The 18,936-nt window shown below is 36.9% G+C and carries 19 protein-coding genes and 2 pseudogenes; 20 read left to right on the top strand and 1 reads right to left on the bottom strand.

Going from position 1 to position 18,936, the window contains the following annotated elements; all coding sequences use genetic code 11:
• Positions 1-7 precede the first annotated feature (7 nt).
• A complete protein-coding gene (gene melA, locus LJC66_RS14150) occupies positions 8-1,330 on the top strand; it encodes an alpha-glucosidase/alpha-galactosidase (RefSeq protein ID WP_153253037.1) in 1,323 nt (440 codons plus the stop codon).
• A 371-nt stretch (positions 1,331-1,701) separates the two neighbouring features.
• Positions 1,702-3,330, top strand: coding sequence for a ribosomal protection-like ABC-F family protein (abc-f, locus tag LJC66_RS14145; RefSeq protein WP_230932798.1), 1,629 nt, complete (start codon positions 1,702-1,704; stop codon positions 3,328-3,330).
• Between the two features lie 221 nt (positions 3,331-3,551).
• Here the strand turns inward: abc-f and LJC66_RS14140 are convergent, their stop codons facing one another.
• On the bottom strand, positions 3,552-5,684 hold the full coding sequence (locus LJC66_RS14140) for a GDYXXLXY domain-containing protein (RefSeq protein WP_230932797.1): 2,133 nt from the start codon (positions 5,682-5,684) through the stop codon (positions 3,552-3,554).
• A gap of 336 nt (positions 5,685-6,020) precedes the next feature.
• Between LJC66_RS14140 and LJC66_RS14135 the strand changes: the two genes are divergently transcribed.
• From LJC66_RS14135 to LJC66_RS14055, 18 genes and pseudogenes are all read left to right on the top strand, one after another.
• Complete coding sequence (locus LJC66_RS14135) at positions 6,021-6,374, top strand: YwqH-like family protein (protein ID WP_014459697.1); 354 nt, start codon at positions 6,021-6,023, stop codon at positions 6,372-6,374.
• Between the two features lie 6 nt (positions 6,375-6,380).
• Complete coding sequence (locus tag LJC66_RS14130; RefSeq protein ID WP_028412986.1) at positions 6,381-6,653, top strand: DUF5344 family protein; 273 nt, start codon at positions 6,381-6,383, stop codon at positions 6,651-6,653.
• Between the two features lie 200 nt (positions 6,654-6,853).
• The gene (locus tag LJC66_RS14125) at positions 6,854-9,028 is read left to right on the top strand and encodes a T7SS effector LXG polymorphic toxin (RefSeq protein WP_230932796.1); all 2,175 of its coding nucleotides are present in this window, start codon (positions 6,854-6,856) and stop codon (positions 9,026-9,028) included.
• Between the two features lie 123 nt (positions 9,029-9,151).
• Positions 9,152-9,649: a pentapeptide repeat-containing protein gene (locus LJC66_RS14120; protein ID WP_230932795.1), complete on the top strand. Its 498-nt coding sequence runs from the start codon at positions 9,152-9,154 to the stop codon at positions 9,647-9,649.
• A 610-nt stretch (positions 9,650-10,259) separates the two neighbouring features.
• Positions 10,260-10,634 carry a hypothetical protein gene (locus LJC66_RS14115; protein ID WP_116740710.1) on the top strand — a complete coding sequence of 125 codons (375 nt, stop codon included), beginning with the start codon at positions 10,260-10,262 and terminating at the stop codon, positions 10,632-10,634.
• A 62-nt stretch (positions 10,635-10,696) separates the two neighbouring features.
• Positions 10,697-10,843: pseudogene (locus LJC66_RS27775) on the top strand (ankyrin repeat domain-containing protein); the annotation flags it as partial.
• Positions 10,817-11,602, top strand: a complete 786-nt coding sequence (locus LJC66_RS14110; RefSeq protein ID WP_308201954.1) for a suppressor of fused domain protein — start codon at positions 10,817-10,819, stop codon at positions 11,600-11,602. The pseudogene LJC66_RS27775 and the gene LJC66_RS14110, both read left to right, overlap by 27 nt.
• Positions 11,603-11,956: 354 nt before the next feature.
• Complete coding sequence (locus LJC66_RS14105) at positions 11,957-12,736, top strand: pre-toxin TG domain-containing protein (RefSeq protein WP_230932793.1); 780 nt, start codon at positions 11,957-11,959, stop codon at positions 12,734-12,736.
• Complete coding sequence (locus tag LJC66_RS14100; RefSeq protein WP_033579303.1) at positions 12,736-13,179, top strand: hypothetical protein; 444 nt, start codon at positions 12,736-12,738, stop codon at positions 13,177-13,179. Before LJC66_RS14105 ends, LJC66_RS14100 begins: the two co-directional genes overlap by 1 nt.
• Positions 13,180-13,514: 335 nt before the next feature.
• On the top strand, positions 13,515-13,937 hold the full coding sequence (locus tag LJC66_RS14095) for a hypothetical protein (RefSeq protein ID WP_194273239.1): 423 nt from the start codon (positions 13,515-13,517) through the stop codon (positions 13,935-13,937).
• A gap of 65 nt (positions 13,938-14,002) precedes the next feature.
• A complete protein-coding gene (locus LJC66_RS14090) occupies positions 14,003-14,401 on the top strand; it encodes a hypothetical protein (protein ID WP_141541286.1) in 399 nt (132 codons plus the stop codon).
• A gap of 19 nt (positions 14,402-14,420) precedes the next feature.
• The gene (locus LJC66_RS14085; RefSeq protein WP_028408179.1) at positions 14,421-14,816 is read left to right on the top strand and encodes an immunity 22 family protein; all 396 of its coding nucleotides are present in this window, start codon (positions 14,421-14,423) and stop codon (positions 14,814-14,816) included.
• Positions 14,817-14,952: 136 nt separating this feature from the next.
• Positions 14,953-15,590 (top strand): annotated as a pseudogene (locus LJC66_RS14080) (transposase); the annotation flags it as partial.
• Between the two features lie 23 nt (positions 15,591-15,613).
• Positions 15,614-15,952, top strand: coding sequence for a hypothetical protein (locus tag LJC66_RS14075; protein WP_102813927.1), 339 nt, complete (start codon positions 15,614-15,616; stop codon positions 15,950-15,952).
• Between the two features lie 269 nt (positions 15,953-16,221).
• Positions 16,222-16,764: a hypothetical protein gene (locus LJC66_RS14070; protein WP_230932792.1), complete on the top strand. Its 543-nt coding sequence runs from the start codon at positions 16,222-16,224 to the stop codon at positions 16,762-16,764.
• Positions 16,764-17,195, top strand: coding sequence for an SMI1/KNR4 family protein (locus LJC66_RS14065; RefSeq protein WP_153252028.1), 432 nt, complete (start codon positions 16,764-16,766; stop codon positions 17,193-17,195). Before LJC66_RS14070 ends, LJC66_RS14065 begins: the two co-directional genes overlap by 1 nt.
• A gap of 184 nt (positions 17,196-17,379) precedes the next feature.
• Positions 17,380-17,835 carry a YrhA family protein gene (locus LJC66_RS14060; RefSeq protein WP_016764498.1) on the top strand — a complete coding sequence of 152 codons (456 nt, stop codon included), beginning with the start codon at positions 17,380-17,382 and terminating at the stop codon, positions 17,833-17,835.
• A gap of 646 nt (positions 17,836-18,481) precedes the next feature.
• Positions 18,482-18,904 carry an SMI1/KNR4 family protein gene (locus tag LJC66_RS14055; protein WP_034327889.1) on the top strand — a complete coding sequence of 141 codons (423 nt, stop codon included), beginning with the start codon at positions 18,482-18,484 and terminating at the stop codon, positions 18,902-18,904.
• Positions 18,905-18,936 lie beyond the last annotated feature (32 nt).

The raw sequence follows: 18,936 nt of genomic DNA, 5'->3' as shown, positions 1-18,936 counted from the left end.
GATGACAATGTCTAAAATCACATTTATCGGAGCGGGAAGTACAGTTTTTGCAAAAAATATTTTAGGAGACTGCATGTTTGTGCCTGCTTTAGCTGGCTTTGAATTTGCGCTATACGATATAGATGCTGAGCGTTTAAGAGATTCGGAAAATATGCTAAACAATCTAAAAGAAAACTATAAAGTGAATATTACGGTTAAAGCCTATTTGAACCGCAGAGAAGCTTTAACAGGAGCAAAGTATGTGATTAACGCCATTCAAGTAGGCGGTTACAAACCAAGCACCGTCATTGATTTTGAAATTCCTAAAAAATACGGCTTGCGTCAGACAATTGGAGATACAGTAGGAATTGGAGGAATCTTCAGATCACTGCGCACGATTCCGGTCCTGTTTGATTTTGCAAAAGATATTGAAGAAGTATGTCCAGATGCGCTGTTTTTAAATTACACGAATCCAATGGCAACACTAACGGGTGCAATGCTGCGCTATACAAATGTAAAGACGGTAGGCCTTTGTCACAGTGTTCAGGTATGTACAAAAGATTTATTTGATTCTCTCGGAATGGAGCATGAAGGAATACAAGAGAAAATTGCAGGCATTAACCATATGGCATGGCTGCTAGAAGTAAAAAGAGATGGACAAGATTTATATCCAGAAATTAAGCGTCTGGCAAAAGAAAAGCAAAGAACAAAGCATCACGATATGGTGCGTTTTGAGCTAATGGATAAGTTCGGTTATTATATTACCGAATCGTCTGAGCATAACGCAGAGTATCATCCATACTTTATTAAACATAAATATCCAAATCTTGTTGATCAGTTTAACATCCCTCTTGATGAATATCCGCGCCGATGCGAAGAGCAAATTAGCAATTGGGAATCAATGAGAGAAGAAATGGTTAACAACAGTCAGTTAACTCATACACGTTCACATGAGTACGGCTCTAGAATCATTGAAGCAATGGAGACAAACGTGCCGTTTAAATTTGCCGGTAACGTATTAAATACCGGAGGCTTAATTAGTAACCTGCCGACAAAAGCGTGTGTAGAAGTGCCATGTGTTGTAGACCGAAGCGGTATTATGCCGACTTATGTAGGAGATTTACCAGAGCAGCTTGCGGCGTTAAATCGCACGAATATTAATACGCAATTGCTAACAATTGAAGCAGCTGTTACTAGAAAAAGAGAGCACATCTATCAAGCAGCGATGCTAGATCCTCATACAAATGCGGAATTATCCATGGATGACATCATTCGTATGTGCGATGATTTAATTGAAGCACACGGCGAGTGGCTGCCTGATTTTACAGGGAAAGTGAATCAATACGTGTAAGAAAAGAATCCTCGGCTGAGATCAGCTGAGGATTTTTTTGTGCGTAGGAAAAGAAGGGGATATCATCCAAAGCGATATTGACATTTAAAAAACTTCATCATACACTGTAAGAAGCAAGTCATTTTATACTAAGAAAGGAAAGGTACCGTAGACAATGGATAAGTAATCCTATTTTTTTAGACATTCTTTTAAAACTTTATTTTAAATGAACATTTGTCTAGATAGGATTAGTCTGTACATTTTTAGGTGCCATTTCTATATGTCTTATATGAAGTGATTTCTCCCTTTTTTTACTCTATAAAAGGGTGCATATTTGCGTATGCCTAATTATGACCTCTAATCCTCTCTAGAAATCCTAGGGAGGTTTTTTTATGTTATTGTTAGAAGCTATAAATATTGAAAAAAGCTATGGAGATCGCCTGCTGTTTCAAGCAGAGAAACTTCAAGTACATCGCGGAGAGCGAATTGGAATTGTGGGGAAAAACGGAGAAGGCAAATCGACGTTGCTTCATATTTTAATGAAAAAAATGAGTCCAGACCAAGGGATTGTGCAAACATATGGCCGTTCCTCACTGATTCCGCAGCTTGATGTTCAAGCTACATCGGCTGTTTCTCCTGAGATGAAAAGTCAGTGGAGTGTGCCAACTGAAGCGGACTTTCTTAGCGGAGGAGAAGAAACAAGAAAAAAAATTGCAGCTGCTCTTTCATCCGGGGGGGAACTGCTTGCAGCCGATGAGCCAACGAGCCACTTAGATGTAAAAGGCGTAGAAAAATTTGAAGAAGAAATGAAGTCTTTTACAGGCAGTCTGCTGCTGATTTCACATGACCGAGAATTATTGAACCGCCTTTGTACGTCTATTTGGGAAGTAGAAGGCGGCAAAATTCACTGCTATGAAGGCAATTATCAAGAATATGTGACGCAAAAAAAACACGCGGTTGAAAGACAGCAGTTTGAATATGAACAGTATGTAAAAGAAAAGCAGCGTCTTGAACTGGCGTCTGAAGAAAAAAGCCAAAAATCAAAGTCGCTTAAAAAAGCGCCGAGCCGTATGGGGAACTCTGAAGCGAGACTTCATAAGCGAGCGGTCGGAAAACAAAAAGCGAAGCTAGACAGAAGCGCAAAAGCGATTGAAACAAGAATTGAAAAGCTGGAGAAAAAAGAAAAGCCAAAAGAAATGGAAGAAATTCATTTTGACCTATCGCAGTTTCACCAAGTGCACAGCAAGCAGGTACTAAGCTTTGACAAAGTCTCAGCATCAGCTGGTAATCATATCTTGTTTCAAAACCTAAAAGGCGGTGTGAAGCCAGGAGCGAAAGTAGCGATTGTCGGCAAAAACGGCGCCGGAAAATCTACGCTGCTGAATATGATTGAGCAGCGAACAGAAGGCATCACGGTTGCGAAGCCTGTAAAACTCGGCTTTTTCCATCAGCGCCTCGAAAATCTAGATCCCGCTAAAAGCATTTTAGAAAACATTAAAGAAGACAGTCCGTACACTGAACAGTTTATTCGTACGGTACTATCGCGCTTACTTTTTAAACGTGAAGACGTGTATAAAAAAGTAGAGATGCTAAGCGGAGGAGAACGAGTCAAAACGGCATTAGCAAAAGTCTTTTTAGGAAACTATAACGTTCTTCTTTTAGATGAACCGACCAACTATCTTGATCTTCATACAAAAGAAGCGCTTCAAGAAGTGTTAAAAGCTTATCCAGGGACGATTTTATTTGTGACGCACGACCGCTATTTTGTTAAAAAGCTTGCGACGCATGTTTTGACGTTAAAACAGTCCAAAGCGGAGCTCGCGGCGATTGAAGACACGGGTAAAAGCAAAAAAGCGTCACAGCAGCAAAATGAAGCCGAGAAACTTGCGCTTCAACTAGAATTAACAAAAGTGATTAGCGAGCTTTCTATCACGCCAGAAGGAAAAGACAAGCAGCGTCTTGAAAAAAGATACGAAGAGCTTTTAGAAGAAAGAAAACGATTAAATAGAAAGGAAGGGTAATATCACTTCACCTAACAATGAATACAATGATGTTACTGAACATCAAAAGCGTATTGAAGGAAAATTAACGGATATGAATGTAAAAGGAACGCCCAAAAGAATAAAATGGATTGGCTATGGAATCATTATTTTCTTTGTGATTCTTATTTTAACGATGACCATCGGCGTATTGATCAATTAAAACAAAAAGCAGCCGCTTCAATGTTGAAGCGGCTGCTTTTTTATTTTCCTACTTTTGTAACGATCGCATCTCCATTTTTTCCAACGCGTACAGTAGCAAAACGAGCTTCGCTTTCCACTTTGCTGCCGGTTCCTTCTGGAATAAAATAATGTTCAATTCCGTACTGAATTCCCCAGTCGTGATAGCTGCCCGTAATGACAACGTCTTTTTCTTTAGAAGTATACGGCTTATTCCAGTCATCATCCGCTTGGTAGATTTTTGCGTATTCATACACGCCTTGTTTGTCAGGGCGAAGAACGAGCTTCACTTTTTCACCGTCTTTTACATGAGGTAAGGTAACGTGCGCAATGTCGTAATTCAGCTCAACGTAATCGCCTTGCAGCAGCGAGCGCGGATCGATCGGCTGTAAAGCGAGCTTAATTTCTTTTCCGTTTTGAAGAAGCACTTCGTTTTTAGTGAAAATGCCGCCCAGCATAATAAGCTGAACAAGAATGATGATCCATACAGCGGTTCGGCTGCGATCAAGAAACGACGGCTGCGGCTGATCAGGCGTTGACAGGTCCCATTTCCTGCTTAGGAAAAGAAAGATAAGACCTAAAATAACGAGCACAAGTGATTTATTAAATAAATCCCACACAAAGTCGTAATATTTCATCGCTAAAAAAACAAACCAGAAGATCATGCCGACAATAAAATCATATTTTGGCTCTTTTCGTACCGTTACAAATAAAAAGACGGTCGAAATTACAAAAAACACCGTACAGTAAATGATATTTAAAAAAGACGGTTCGCTTAATTCAGTCATCGACAGTAAAAAGATAAAAGCAAGAAGCAGCGCTGCTTTTTTAAACGCGTGGTGTACGTTTATCGCGTACACAGCGGCATTTAATAGAAACAAAGCGAGCAGCACATAATCTATTTTGATAGTGTCATAGTAAGCAGTCGGAACCTTTATTAACAGAAGCCCTTGCACTAGCACAAAAAGCAACAGGCGAACGGGCGTATGCTTCGTGAATACTAAAAGCGCTACAAGTGCGATGACGTAGATAAAAAACAGAATGTCGTTCACAAAAAAAGAAGCGCCGCCGCTAATTAATACGCCCATCATTAAAAGCGTATATTTCACGGTTGGAATATCTGCTTTAATCAAATAACATGCCACAATCAGCAAAACGCCAATCACAAGCATTCCGTTTGTTGGGTACGTTCCTGTAATAAGTGTGACAAGTCCTCCTAAAGAGCTGCTGCCGATGACCGATGCAATGGCCGTAATCCCAATCACCGCTATTCGTTTGATTACGCGGAGCGAGGTTTTTTGTGCTGACGTGTTAGCAGTGAGCCATTTGACAAACCATACGCTTGCACCAATAAATACAATCACGAATCCTAAAGCTAAGAACAGTGACCATTCAGCGTAGTGTTTAAAAATAAAAGAGAAAAACTGTTCAATAACAAATAAAGCAAATGCCACAATGGAAATCCCTAAAAACGGCCTTTGCGGCTCCACTTTTGAAAAATAAAAAAAGGAGCTTAGTAAAAACAGCAAATAAAAAATAATAAGACCAATCCGTAAGCTAGAGCTGCCTGTGAAATCCGGCAGGGAGATAGTTAAAAAAATGTAGTGAAACAAACAAAACGCCGCATACATGATCACAGGAGACGAGCGCTGTTTCTTTTTTATGATCCAAAAGATGAGTAAGTTCACAAACGCCATTCCTGCGTAAAGTAAAAGCGTCTCGTGTTCGCCTCGCTGTGAAACTGCACCTGTTGGTGAAATAAAAAAAGCTATGGTGAATTGAAATAAAACAAACGATAACACGTAAAACGGCCGATACTTTGTAAAAAAGCTAAACAAAATGATCGGCACAAGCCAAATTAAAAACAGCCAGTACGATTCAGCGTGCGTGTTGTAAATTTGAGAAAGAAGCGCGATGCTTAATCCAAATGAAAGAGCGCCGGCCAAAAGCGTCCAGTGACTTAAAAACGCCTGCTGAGGAAGGAGCTTTCGCACTACAAACGCACTTCCGTAAAACAGCAGCATCAGCCCCACGCTCAGCGCAATTTTAGTGTAGCGATCAAAGCCTTGCCAGTTCGATGCAAAGAAATATAAAATGCCGGACAAAACAAGAGCCAACCCCAGTAAATAACCGAGTCTTACGAGCTTTTCTCTCATACTCAACCTCCTCTTTATATTATGTATATACTAGCGCATGTTTAAATATTTGGAAATAGAAAGAATGAATGCGTTTTAACAAAAAAATTGTGTAAAAAGGCCTTTTAGTGGCATGGAAATAACAAGCGAAGTAGTCCAAAAATCTTGATAAATTGTCAATGGTAAGATAGTTTTGGTTATTTTATCCTGAAGAGTGGGTATTGAACTAAAAACCTACATTATTCCCAAAAAATATAAGAAAACGTGCCGATGTGCTCTCTTTTTTTATTTGATAAGCTATAAAAGGGAATTACTGTTAGAAGATCCAAGAGACAGATATAAAGGAAGTGTCATCATATGAATGAGATGTTTGTTGCTCATCTGTATACCCAAGTGAAGCAGGCACATGAAGATATCCAGCAGCTTACGGCTAGTAAAAACACGTTAACGGAAGTCAAAGGCGAGCTTGAACGTGCAAAGGAAAAGGTAAAAGAACCAGAGCTCACTTCCGCCACTTGGTCAGGCAGCCTTGCTGTTGGGTTTGAAGACATCCGCACCGCTATGTTAGACGAATACGATGATTTGCTGACCCGTCAGCTGACGGATGCCATCACGACAATTGATGCAAAAATTACGGCGCTTCAATCAGATATACAAGGGATGGAACGCGCCATTAAAATGCAAGAAGACGAAGCAAAAGATAAGGTGTGATGCAATATGGCAGACGAAATTAAAGTAATAGATGGTGAAATTAATAGAACGCTTAGTGACCTAAGCGCTGCTGCGCAGCAGTTTCAGCCGCTTTTTCCGTTTCACGTAGGAAGCGGACAAGAACTAGAGGTGCTCGATGAATTAAACCAGCTGAACCAGCAGCTGCAAACGTTAATTGTGGACTACAAGCAAACGCTCCTCGATGATTTGAACGCCACCAAAAAATCCGTGCAGTCCATAAAAGAAGCAGATGAAAAAGCTGCAAACGCCGCTAAATAATGTTCATATTTTATATAAAGCTATCAAAAACAACCTTTCAACCAGCATAGATTTGGCATTCAAATAAAAAGGTTTTACCTAGCGGATGATGCAAGCCTTATAAAGAGGAGCGTCCGCTTAGGTTTAGAAAAATGACGGGCGCTTGTTCGTTAACCGATTGTTGTTTTTCTACATCGATACAGCTAGGAGGTTACAGATTATTGAAAACACTTGATGTCGATGCTTTTCACGAGAATATTCAAGCTATCTTAGACTCTATTAAAAGTCAAAAAGAACAAATTCAGGGCCTGATTTCACAGGTTCAGGCATTTTCAAGCTTAGATGATGCGTTTAAAGGAAAAGGAGGAGAAGCGATTCGGTCTTTTTACGAAACGGGACATGCTTCTTTTTTAACGCTGTATCATTCATTACTCACTTCCTATGAAGCTCGACTAACTCAAATCACACATGCGCTGCGCTCATTTGAACCGAGCGAAGACGGCTACATCACGCAGCCGTTTCTACAAGACACTATTCCTGCGCATTTAAATCAAACAAGAAATACAACCGTTTCGCTTGTCGATCAAGCGAATGCAGCGATTCAAAAAGTCAGTCACCTTGCTTCTGTTTCAGCGCTTAACGACCAAGGTTTTCTAACAGAAGTAGAACAAGCAAAAAACAAAGCGGACAAAACGATGAACGATTTAGTCCGTTTTGACGAACAGCAAACGCAAAGCCTTTCAGTCATTCAAGATCAGCTGACGTCTTTAAACTCGCTGCTTTCTAAAGTGAAAGCTGGGTTTCAAAATGGTTCCATTCAGCCGGGCAATGTAAGTGAGCTGAGCGCGTTGGCGAAAAAAGCGATGACCGATTCAGGAGGCGTCTCGGTTTTTGAAAAAGGCATTCCAACAACCTTGACAAGAAAAGAAAAACAAGAGAAAGTGATAAAGGAAGTAGGTCTTGAAAAACTGATTCAGCTTCAGGCAATGACGCCTGCTGAACAGTTAAAAGAAATTCACAGGCTTGAAAAAAACTCGCCTTACATAAGAGAAGTGCTAACGCAAATTCAGCAGGATACAGCACCTGCTAACATGAAAAAACTAGCGGAACTGTCACCTGCAGAGCAAGCAGTGGAACTGGAAAAAAGTCCATATTTGCAGGCGCTCAACGATTCTTCAACTGTGGGCATGCTAACGTCTCAACAGATTCTTCAAAACGCTACGGGCGTTGAGGGAATGCTTATGCAGTCGGTGATGAGTCAGGGGCAGATTAGGAGTATTGGGACTAAAAAAGAAGCTACAAGTTCTAAAAAGCTGACTATTCAACAAAAAGAAAAGCAAGTTATTAAAACAGTTGGACTAAAACAGCTAAAAGAGCTGGAAATGATGCATCCACTGGATCAAAAAAAGAAGCTCGAACAGCTTGAAAAAAAAGCTCCCCATGTTAAAGAAGTTTTTAAACATATTCAAAAGGAAAACAGTCCAAAGGTTCAGCGGGATCTTGCGGCACTGTCTCATTCTAAAGCAAAATTAGAAAAAGAGTTGAAGAAATATCCGTATCTATATGAGAATTATAAAAAGCCTGAAATTGCAAGAAGTGTATATGAGGAGGAAGCCAAAAAGCAACAACAAGATGGTCTAGCAGCTGTTTCTTTTGTAGCGGATATGGTGCCTGTGGTTTCCAATGTAAAAGGTGGATGGGAAGCAAGTGTAGGATACGATCCTATTACGGGGAATGAACTATCTAGTTTTGACCGTTCTGTTTCTGGAGCAGGAATTGTTTTTGGCGGCTTTGCGAGAGTGCCAGGGAAAGTGGTGAAATACGGAAGCGAAGGAGCAGAATACGTACTTCGTGTAAACAAAGCAGAAAAGACCGTAACCAAGCATAAGGTTAAAGATGTTTCCAAGGGCGAATCGAAAGCTGTGAAGAAGGTGGGAAATCCTGGTGGTAAGGCGGATGTTGCTAAGGGTACGGTAAAATATACTGGAGGAAGAACACAGAAAGAATTGGATGATTTAGCAGGAGATCCATCACATGGAGGAAGAATTGAAGGTCAAGGAATAAAAGAAAGAGAGATTGGGTTAGAATTAGAAAGTCGCGGTGATTTAGGAAGAATTATTAGAGATCAAAAAGCTGATAAAGGTGCAGAGTTTATTGATACTGTTACAGAGAAAAAATGGGATGTAAAGAGCTTTGAATCTTATCCTAATGGTCATACTTCACCCAAAAAAGGTGCTTTTACAGTTGATAACGCTATGAAAAAAATAAAGAAAGAGTTTGAACGTGGTCACAATGTTATACTTGATGATAGGAATTTGACCCCAGAACATACCAAGCAATTGAAAGAGGCAATACAAAAAGAGGGGATATCAGACAAGATTATTTGGTATCCTTAGAGGGGGGGAATTATAATTAATAATCGCAAAAAAGAGGAATTAATTCAACTTTTAGAATCACATAAAATTTGGCTTGATTCTCTAGGGTTAGAAGGCAAGAAGTTAGTTCTTGATGAAGTAAAGTTGACCGAAGTAGATTTAATAAAATATCCATTAAATCAAGCTTATATTACAGATTGTATCTTTAATAATATGCACTTGATTAATATAGAAATGTATTCTTCAACTATTTGTTCTTCAAGCTTTGTGTTTGCTAATCTAGAAAATGCTGATTTCTATAAAGCAGATGTTTCTTATGCAAACTTTACAAACGCAAACCTTCAAAATACAAGATTTGCTAAGAGTGATTGTATTGAAACTATATTTAATAGTGCAAACTTAAGTGATGCAAAATTAGTAGCAGCCCTTTTTGATAATGCAGATTTTCGTAATGCAAACCTTCAAAATGCAGACGTAAGCGAATCGACGTTTGAAAATGTATTACTAAAAGGAGCTAAACTAACAGGGGTTCGAGGGTTAGAAGAGGCTTTTATTAAAAGTATTAATATTGGGACACCAGAACAACCAAATATTCTAATAGGTGGAGAGGCTAGAAAGTGGTTAGAAGTGATGAGCAATTAAAGTAAGAGCAAAATAACTTTTGGGATATAAGTGATTATAACCTTGATTGGCTAAATGCCTTTCAAGGTTTCTTTTTATTATATATGGCATGATGAAGCAAAAAACAGCTTATTACCCGTAGTACAAGAGAAAGAAGTAGTTTGGTAAGGGTAAGGCTAATTTTTTTATTTGTAGATTTTAAGATTACAACATCAACATAGGGTACGGGTAATAATAGTCAGCCGGTCAGCGGAACTAAAACAGATTTTGGAGCAGAGAATCCAGTATCTGGACAAGATTGGAATAATTATTTCAAAAATAAATATGGGAATGAAAATGTTCAATGGAAACCTGCATCATTTGATGACATCATTGCGAATCCTGAAAGATTGTATGGAAACTCTATTGGAATGAGGTGTGTACGGAAGGGGTGGATACGGTTGGAAATTCACTAATCCGGATGGAAGTGTGTTCTATCATGGCGGTGGAGGAGTGCATAAGGGTTCATACTATGGATTTTCAAATGGAAAAACAAAAAAAGTGAAGGTATATAAAAAAGAGGATGGTTACGTTCCTACTATTGATGATAAAGGTACTACAATACAAATTGATTAAAGAAGGGGAGTAAATTGTGATATCAATTGGAGAATCATTTAAACTATTTTTAGAGACATTAAAGCATTCTAATTCTAATGTTTTAACATTGTCAGATGATTTAATGGAGTATTATCTTCTTGAAGAGTTTGCAATAGAAGCACCCGCCTATTTAAGTGAATTTACCCTTGATAGATTAGCTAGTGAAGGAATTATAGATGAAGAAATTTTTGAAAAAAGTAAAAAATTAAAAGATGTGTATTTTTCAATGAATCAAATGAAAGTATGGGATAGTTCCTCTATAAAAAAAAGCTCAGAGTGGAAAGAAATTTTTTCTCTTTCCGATCAAATCTGTGAGTTAATTAATAAAAAATGGACTGGTAAAGAAATAGAATATTTAGAAACAATATAAAGGCGATAAATATTATACTATAGTGTAAAAGGTTTGTTACTCCGCTTTAACATGCAGCAAGTCATAATTCGATACAGGCAGCTCAATGGTTAATTAATCAAGGTGCGAATGTGAATGCTGGCGAAGATTTGCATATACATGCTACAGCTCTCGTAAAAGCTGTTCAGCAGGGACATTTTAAAATGGTCAAGCTGCTCGCAGAAAGCGGAGCCAATATTGCTGCTTGGTACACGTTAGGTGAAGGTCAAGAAACTACAACAATTAATGCTGTGAAAATGGCTCAAATGAAAGGTCATAATGAAATCTTAGACTATTTGTATAGTAAAAGTGAAAATGAAATGAATAAATTAGAGTCGGAAAATAATAACTCAATTTTTAATTATGTTGAAAATAAGATAGGAGAAGTCAGTTTTACCTTAAGTGAAATTGTTTCAATAAGCCGAGTCGAGATAGATGTACATGTTATTATGCCAACCGAAGAGAGAAACGCAATTACATTGTTTACAACAGGTATGAGTACACTTCCTATGGCTGAAGGTAAAGTAGAAGAAGAGCTACAATATGCAGAATTGATCATGACTCTACCGCCTAATTGGCCGATTAATGAAGAAGCGTTAAAGAAGGAAGAAAACAACTGGCCTTTGGGTTGGATAAGACAAATAGCTCACCTTTCACATATGTATGAGGGGTGGATTGACGAAGGCATAATTATTCCTAATGAGGAACCTCCTCAGCCATTTGCTAATAATACAAAGATGTCAAGTTTATTAATCATGCGACCATGTGGAGAAAATCTTCAACTGATAGATGAAGGTAAGGGTGTTATTAATTTATACCAGTTGATACCACTCCATGAAACAGAGAGACAAATAGCCATAGAAAAAGGTTCTGATTATATAGTAAAGCAATTGAAGCGCAGCGATCAAGCACCATATTTTGAAAACATAAATCGTAGTAGTGTCTGCTAAAGGAAAAAGAGCTTCAAACTAAAATCAGGAAGAAAATCTATATTCCTTATAGTGGGACAAATATACAAAACCTTACATTTGTAAAATAATATTAAAGTTTTAGAGGAAAAACTACAGTTACATAAAAAGCACTTGATTGTCTATGAGAGGCAACAAGTGCTTTTTGTGAGGAATTAACCCTTTGGAAAATATAAAAAATGACTGTATGAAGTTCATAGCTCATGGATGCTATACCATTAAATAGTATTAGGTGCACTGTCACCTGCAAAGTAAGCAGTTGAACTAGAAAACAGCCCAAAGATTCAGCAAACTCTTGCGGCGCTTGCTCATTCTAAAGCAAAATTAGAAAAAGAGTTGAAGAAATATCCGTATCTATATGAGAATTACAAAAAGCCTGAAATCGCAAGAAGTGTATATGAGGAGGAAGCCAAAAAGCAACAACAGGATGGTCTAGCAGCTGTTTCTTTTGTAGCGGATATGGTGCCTGTGGTTTCCAATGTAAAAGGTGGATGGGAAGCAAGTGTAGGATACGATCCTATTACGGGGAATGAACTATCTCGTTTTGACCGTTCTGTTTCTGGAGCAGGAATTGTCTTTGGCGGCTTTGCGAGAGTGCCAGGGAAAGTGGTGAAATACGGAAGCGAAGGAGCAGAATACGTACTTCGTGTAAACAAAGCAGAAAAGACCGTAACCAAGCATAAGGTTAAAGATGTTTCCAAGGGCGAGTCGAAAGCTGTGGAGAAAGTGGAAAAGCCTGGTGGTAAGGCGAATGCTGAAGGAGTTCATGATCAGGCGGGTGTTGCTAAGGGTACGGGTAAATTTGTCAACAATGCTGATGATGTTGTATTCAAACAAAGTTCAATAGATAAAGCTTTCAGTAAACACAGAAATGATTTTGGAAGTTATCCTGATGGTAGCAAATCTAGTGTGGAATTATTCAAAAACGATGTTTCAGAGCTGATTAATACTGGAGTTCAAAAACAAGGTAAATATAGAAACGTTGAAGGAACGCATATTTACAACGAAACTACTAAACAATGGACTTTTATTAACTCAGATGGAACTATGAATACAGCTTTCAAATTAAGTGATTCACAATACAAATATTTAATTGAAAAAGGAGTTGTAAAATAGTGAGATTAGTTAATACCCTTCTCTCAGAACATGAATTAAAGAAAGAAGATATTGAAGTGATTTGCAATATATTTAAGAAACAATATGATGAAAATATAGAAGTAAATAGCTATAAATATGATGATCGTAAATATTATGAAACTGATTTTGATATAATTGACGTAGAATTTCTAAAGGAAAATATATATATAGAAATTGATAAGTTGATTAAGATTCATGAAAAGATTATTCAATTAGTTAATCAAAATGTAGAAATAATTGTAGCTAATGATGATACAGATACGGAAATCCAAATATTTGAAAAAAATTGTAACGATATATCAGGATTTGGACTGTTTATTACTTCAAGAAAAATTCTAGAACTTGAACCCTATTATACTTCTGATATTTGCAACGCATATTTGAATTTTGAAAATGTTAGTTTTGGTGTAATGTTTGAATAGTGTTAATTAGGAAGAGACGGTTCTTCCACTTTAGGATGGATGAATGATTTGCTAAAATTTTTATAAAAGAAAAAATTATGAAATTCATGCTGGGAAATGAGATTTTACGAACATAGACAAGAAAAATATTTATGTTAACATTTTTTATTACTACCTTGATTGGCTAAACGCCTTTCAAGGTTTTTTTATAAAGTTGGATTTGGTAAAAAGGTATCCGAAGAAGAATAGATATAGTGATCAAGAAGTAATGAGAGTAGCTAACTAGGGGTAAGTCTGGATTTAACTAACCTTGACAAGAAAAGAAAAACAAGGGAACGTGATAAAGGAAGTAGGTCTTGAACAAAAGATTTAGCCCAAAAGCAGCAAGCAATTGGTCAAAAAAGGTGTATAAACCTGTTCAGAAGCAGCTTCAACCTTTACTAGATGCTGAGATACCGACTTTACGTCCTCAACCTCAACTACTGTCAGGGATAGGAGATGAGTCACCTGGACAGACCTTTGGTGAAGCGTTACATGGGTTACCGACGTATAAGATGGGGAATGTTTCGAAAGGTCAGTCCAAAGCTTTGGAGAAAGTGGAAAAGCCTGATAGTAAAGCGAATGTTGAAGGGGGTTATGATCAGGAAGCTGTTGCTAAGGGTAATACTAGTATACCGAAGCCGGTAAGACCTAAAGCAAGTAGAGTGAAACCTGACACTCGAAAAAAACCTTCTGCTAATAAAAAACAGAAGGAAAAAAATTATCAAATGCGCAATTAAATAAACTGGTAAAAGACCACTTTGTAAAAGAAACCGCGAGGACTAGAACCTTTACATCAGAGACTATGCCCGGAAGTAAAGCCTTTGCAAAATGGTTTAATGAATTGAGCGTAGATGAATTTGAATTAGCCTGGTCTACTCCAAAATTAAGGACTATTATTGAGAGTAGAATTCGTTATCCTGGTGGGTACCATGAATGGCACTTAGTATCACGAGCGCCAATTTTTAAGCGGTGGGGTGTAACGGCTGAAGATATAGCAGAAATGAGAACGTTAACGAAAGATGTTGAATTTGTTAATCCGGTAGGAAGACATGGGTTTGATGGTTCTGGCAAAGCTCATAGAGAGCTTCTCAATTTAATTGATTACTCACTTGACTACGATACATTTAAAAGAAAATTAAGAAATTGGGCACATTATAGGTTAAAAGGTGGAATTGATTCATTGCCAGAAGGACTTAGGTAAATAGAAAAGGGGGATTATGATGGAAAACCCAGGAGCTGTTTCTCTTTGGTTTGGAAATTGTAGTGATGAGGATTTGTTAAGCAAGTATGTAGAAATAAAATATGATGATGAGGGAGATAGAATCCCTTCGAGCTTCATGAATGATTTTCAGATAAATTTCCTTGAGTACAATCAAGACTTATTAGAATGTACCTACAATGAATATCCTACATCTTCTTTGTCCGAATTACTAAAGAATGCTTCGTATTCTAATTCACTTATAAGTGAACTTGAAGACTTTTATGGTGAAAGCTTAGAAGAGCCGTACAATATTGTTATTCGGTTGTATGATTTTGAATATGAAGAACTTGTTGAGGAAGCAAAACTTGATGGTAGGAAGCTTAAATATATGGGTTCTGTTATTTATGAAGATTAGAGTTTGAATTAAAGAACCTAAGTATATTTATTAATATATTATCTGAAGAAAAAAGCACTTCTTGTCTAATGACAAAAGGTGCTTTTTTTCATTTTAGGATAGAAGTAGGTAGACACATTATAATTTTATAAGTGCACGAAGTATTAAATTTTTAAAGAAGGAAATTAAATACATCGAAAGGGAATTAAAACAGCTAGTAAATCTACTAGATTATCAATTAGAGACGATGCCGGGAATAGAACTTGTGACGGCATCGGCATTAATTGCAGAAATTGGGGATGTAAAGTTATTTCCAAATGCCAATAAATTAGCACGATTTGCGGGGATTGCACCTGTTTACTTTGGTTCTGGTGGGAAAGGTAAGACACATAAAAGTAAACAAGGAAACAGGGCGCTACACGCTTTATTTTATAATTTAGCCGTACAGCAAGTGCAAGTAGCGAAAGGAAGTAAGTTACCTAGAAACCCAGTGTTTCATGTATATTATCAAAAGAAACTAAAGAGGGAAAAACACAAGGACAAGCATTGGTATGTATTATGAGAAGTTTTGTAAACATTGTATATGGTATGATGAAATATAAAACAGCTTATGAATTGCTTGATACGTTTGCAGGGAAAGGACAACTACTGCCAAACGGTAAAAAAGAAAGAGTAGACTTTGGTAAAACTATTGGGAAGTACTATGATCGAAATACCGGTGAATACCTTGAGACTACTAATGGATTGATACATTATGGCAAAGATGGAGCTCGTATAGTACCATCAAGGCCGTAAAAACAAAAGAAAAGAGGATGTATATGGGGTATGACTCTTTAATAGGAACATTAATAAAATATGAACATAGTGACATGATACTAGAATGGGAAAATGGATTAAGGATTGTAGGTGAACTAGATACAGTCTTTGAAACAGATAATGGGTTAGATGACGACGATGTAAATTATACCGAATATGATGCAGCTGTATTTCAAGTAAATGATATTTTAGCGCATCCTACTAGTGAGGAAAGTCGTTTATATAATTGGCTAATACAAAAGAAAGGTTCATTAGTTGAAATTTCACTTTATGATGATCCGCCAAGTGCAGTTTTTTTAACTGACGGAGAAAGTGTATGGAAAAGGAATATTAAAAAATAAAAACGTTACTCTAAACATATACCTTGATGGGCTACATTACCTTTCAAGGTTTATTTTGTTTTTTATAAATTTTTTAATTTCTTTGACATAGGGATTAACTGTATTACTTAAATTACATACATAGTGAAATTGAAATTAAATAAGTATTTCTTATAGATATATCGGAATTATACAAAGCCTGAAATCGCAAGAAGTGTATATGAAGCGGAAGCCAAAAGCAACAAAAGGACGGTCTAGGAACTGTTTCTTTTGCATTAGATATGGTGCCTTTGATTTCCAATGTAAAAGGTGGATGGGAAGTAGGTACGATCCTGTTACTGGCGATGAACTCTCTCATTTTGACCGTTCTGTTTCTGGAGCAGGAATGGTATTGGAGCTTTGCGAGAGTGCCAGGGAAAACGGTGAAATACGGAAGCGAAGGAGCAGAATACGTACTTCGCGTAAACAAACGCGTAAACAAAGCAGAAAAGACCGTAACCAAACATAAGGTTAAAGGTGTTTTCAAGGTTGAGTCAGAAGCTGTGGAGAAGGTGGAAAAGCCTGGTGGTAAGGCGGCTGTTTCTAAGGGGACGGCTGAAATTAATTATGTTAATTTTAATAAAACACATAAGGATTCCTTACCTAAACCTAAAGGAGATGGTCCAAATGGTGGGAAATTACAATCTCATCATGGATTACAGGAAGAATTACAATTCATGCTGGACGATTTAACTAAAGCTGGTTTTTCACGTAATACTACTAGTCAAGTTCTTGAACAACAATACAAGATGCTAAATAAACTAGGTGTTAAGTATGAAAGGATTGATTATTAATGAATATACTAGATAATATCAGTAGTATGTACACAATTGATGCTAAAAAATCTCCTTCGAAAGAAGAAGAAATTAAAGCACTACAGGACTTTTCGACAATAGATGCACCTACAGAATTTATAGAAATAATTCAGCTGGCTTCAGACATTGAAATTAATGTTAGCGACCAAATGTATATTCGAATTTGGGGAGCATCGGGGTGCATAGAAATGAATGAAGCTTATGAAGTACAGAAATATCTCCCGAATTCAATCGCAATTGGTGATGACGAAGGAGGTGGTGCGTTAATCTATCTACAGGGTAAAGATGGTTTTGGGATATACTATACAAGATTCGCGGATTTTGACATTGAGGAGGCAGTGAAAATTGCACCATCTCTAACCGAATTATTAGTAAATAATGTAGGTGTGAATACTTTATTAGATATATGAAAAACTTATACCTTGATTGGCTAAATGCTTTTCAAGTTTTGTAACGTAGAAATTGTATATTTGAAAATAGCTCAGCATCTGAATCAAAATTTATGAAAACCAGTAAATTGGTGATAAAAACTAAAGTAACAATAAGGACTGTATTTGTAAGGAATAAATTAAATATAGATGGGAAGGTGATTTTGTGTGGAGAGATCAAGTTAGTCAAATTTCTCAACTAGAAGAGAAGTGGAATAAAAAACTCAATTTACCTAGCAGTGAAAAAGAGTTATCGAGTTTTTGTAAATATGTAGAAGGGAAATTTGGTGAGGAGGTACTTCCTCAGGAATACTGTGAATTTTTAAAAACTGTTAATGGAATTGAATTTAATGGACTAATAATATACGGAATGGACCCAGACTTCTTGGAAGCTAAGCCCATCAACGAAGTGGAAAGTTTTTTAGATGCTAATGAAACGTGGAAGTCAATTATGGATGAAGATAAGCTGATTTTCTTTGGCGATTCAGATATAGCTTGGTATTGTTATAATGTTTCTAAAAAATGTTTTGTAGAATTAGACAAACCTTCAGGTGAACATATGGAAACCTTTGAAGATTTTAATACTATGCTGAAGTCTGCCTTTTCTGCAGCGCTTAGTTGAATGTACAATTTATACCCCAAGTTCGAAATGTTAAAAGGCGGTAAATTAATAGTAAAAGGTGATACATCGTATGTGTTATTCTAATAAATTAGAAGATCCTGTTTTTTAATTTCTAGCTGGGACTTTTCATCAGGATATTGCTTCGTCAGAAGAGGCATTAAAAGAGTTCTTAAAAGAAGAAAGAGCAAGATGAGGTTGAACCAGTATGTAAATTAGAAACAGTTGAGTTTGTTAAAATTATATTGGTGTGGGCTTATGAAACATATAAGTATAAAAGCCAAAAAAGAGTCATTTCTCAAGAAGATGCAGAAATAGCTATGAATTGGATTGAGGAAAAAATGGAATCCATCACTTAGTCATAAGAAGTGTGAAGTGTACTAAAGCCTGAAACCACAATGGGTGAATGCTACTCAAACTCAGCAAATCAAGCTATTGTTGAAAAACTGTTAGTGCTGGTTCTAAGGCTCCGGTTTTTCTAAATTACTAGTTTAATAAAATAAATCAGTAATCAAAGGACAAGGTTAAAAACGTTGTCCTTTAAACGTTCAGTCACCTATTAGTAAATGTTATTTTAAACTATCTATATAGTAGAAATAGCAATGAAATGGTGAAGAAGCTAATCAATAAGGAGTGAGTTTTAGTGAAAATGGAAAGAATGCATGAAAGTTTATCCATTGAAGATTTAGAACGATTTGAGCATAGTCATTCTATTACAATTCCAAGAGAGTATAGAGATTTTTTACTGGAATATAACGGTGGTTATCCAAATCCAAGTGTTTATAAGATATCTGAAAAGCTGGGTGAAAGTATAGTAAACATTTTTTATGGAATTGGAACCATGTATGACAATTTAGAGAAAAAGTTTGATCTTTTCGACGAAATTGTAGAAGCAGGGTTTATGCCAATAGCAGATGACCCAAGCGGGAATCAAATATGTATTGGGATCAGCAACCAGTATTTCGGACAAGTCTATCATTGGGCTCATTGTGAGGAAACTGAAGAAATGGAAAATATATATTTTTTGTCAAATAGCTTCAACGATTTTCTTAATTGTTTATATGAGGACTGATTATTTTACATATAAAAAAAGAACGGTTGTAA

The organism is Priestia sp. TSO9, from assembly GCF_021029645.1.
GTDB lineage: Bacteria > Bacillota > Bacilli > Bacillales > Bacillaceae_H > Priestia > Priestia megaterium_E.
The sequence above is the reverse complement of the archived record's forward strand: the minus strand, read 5'-3'. Positions and strand labels throughout refer to the sequence as shown.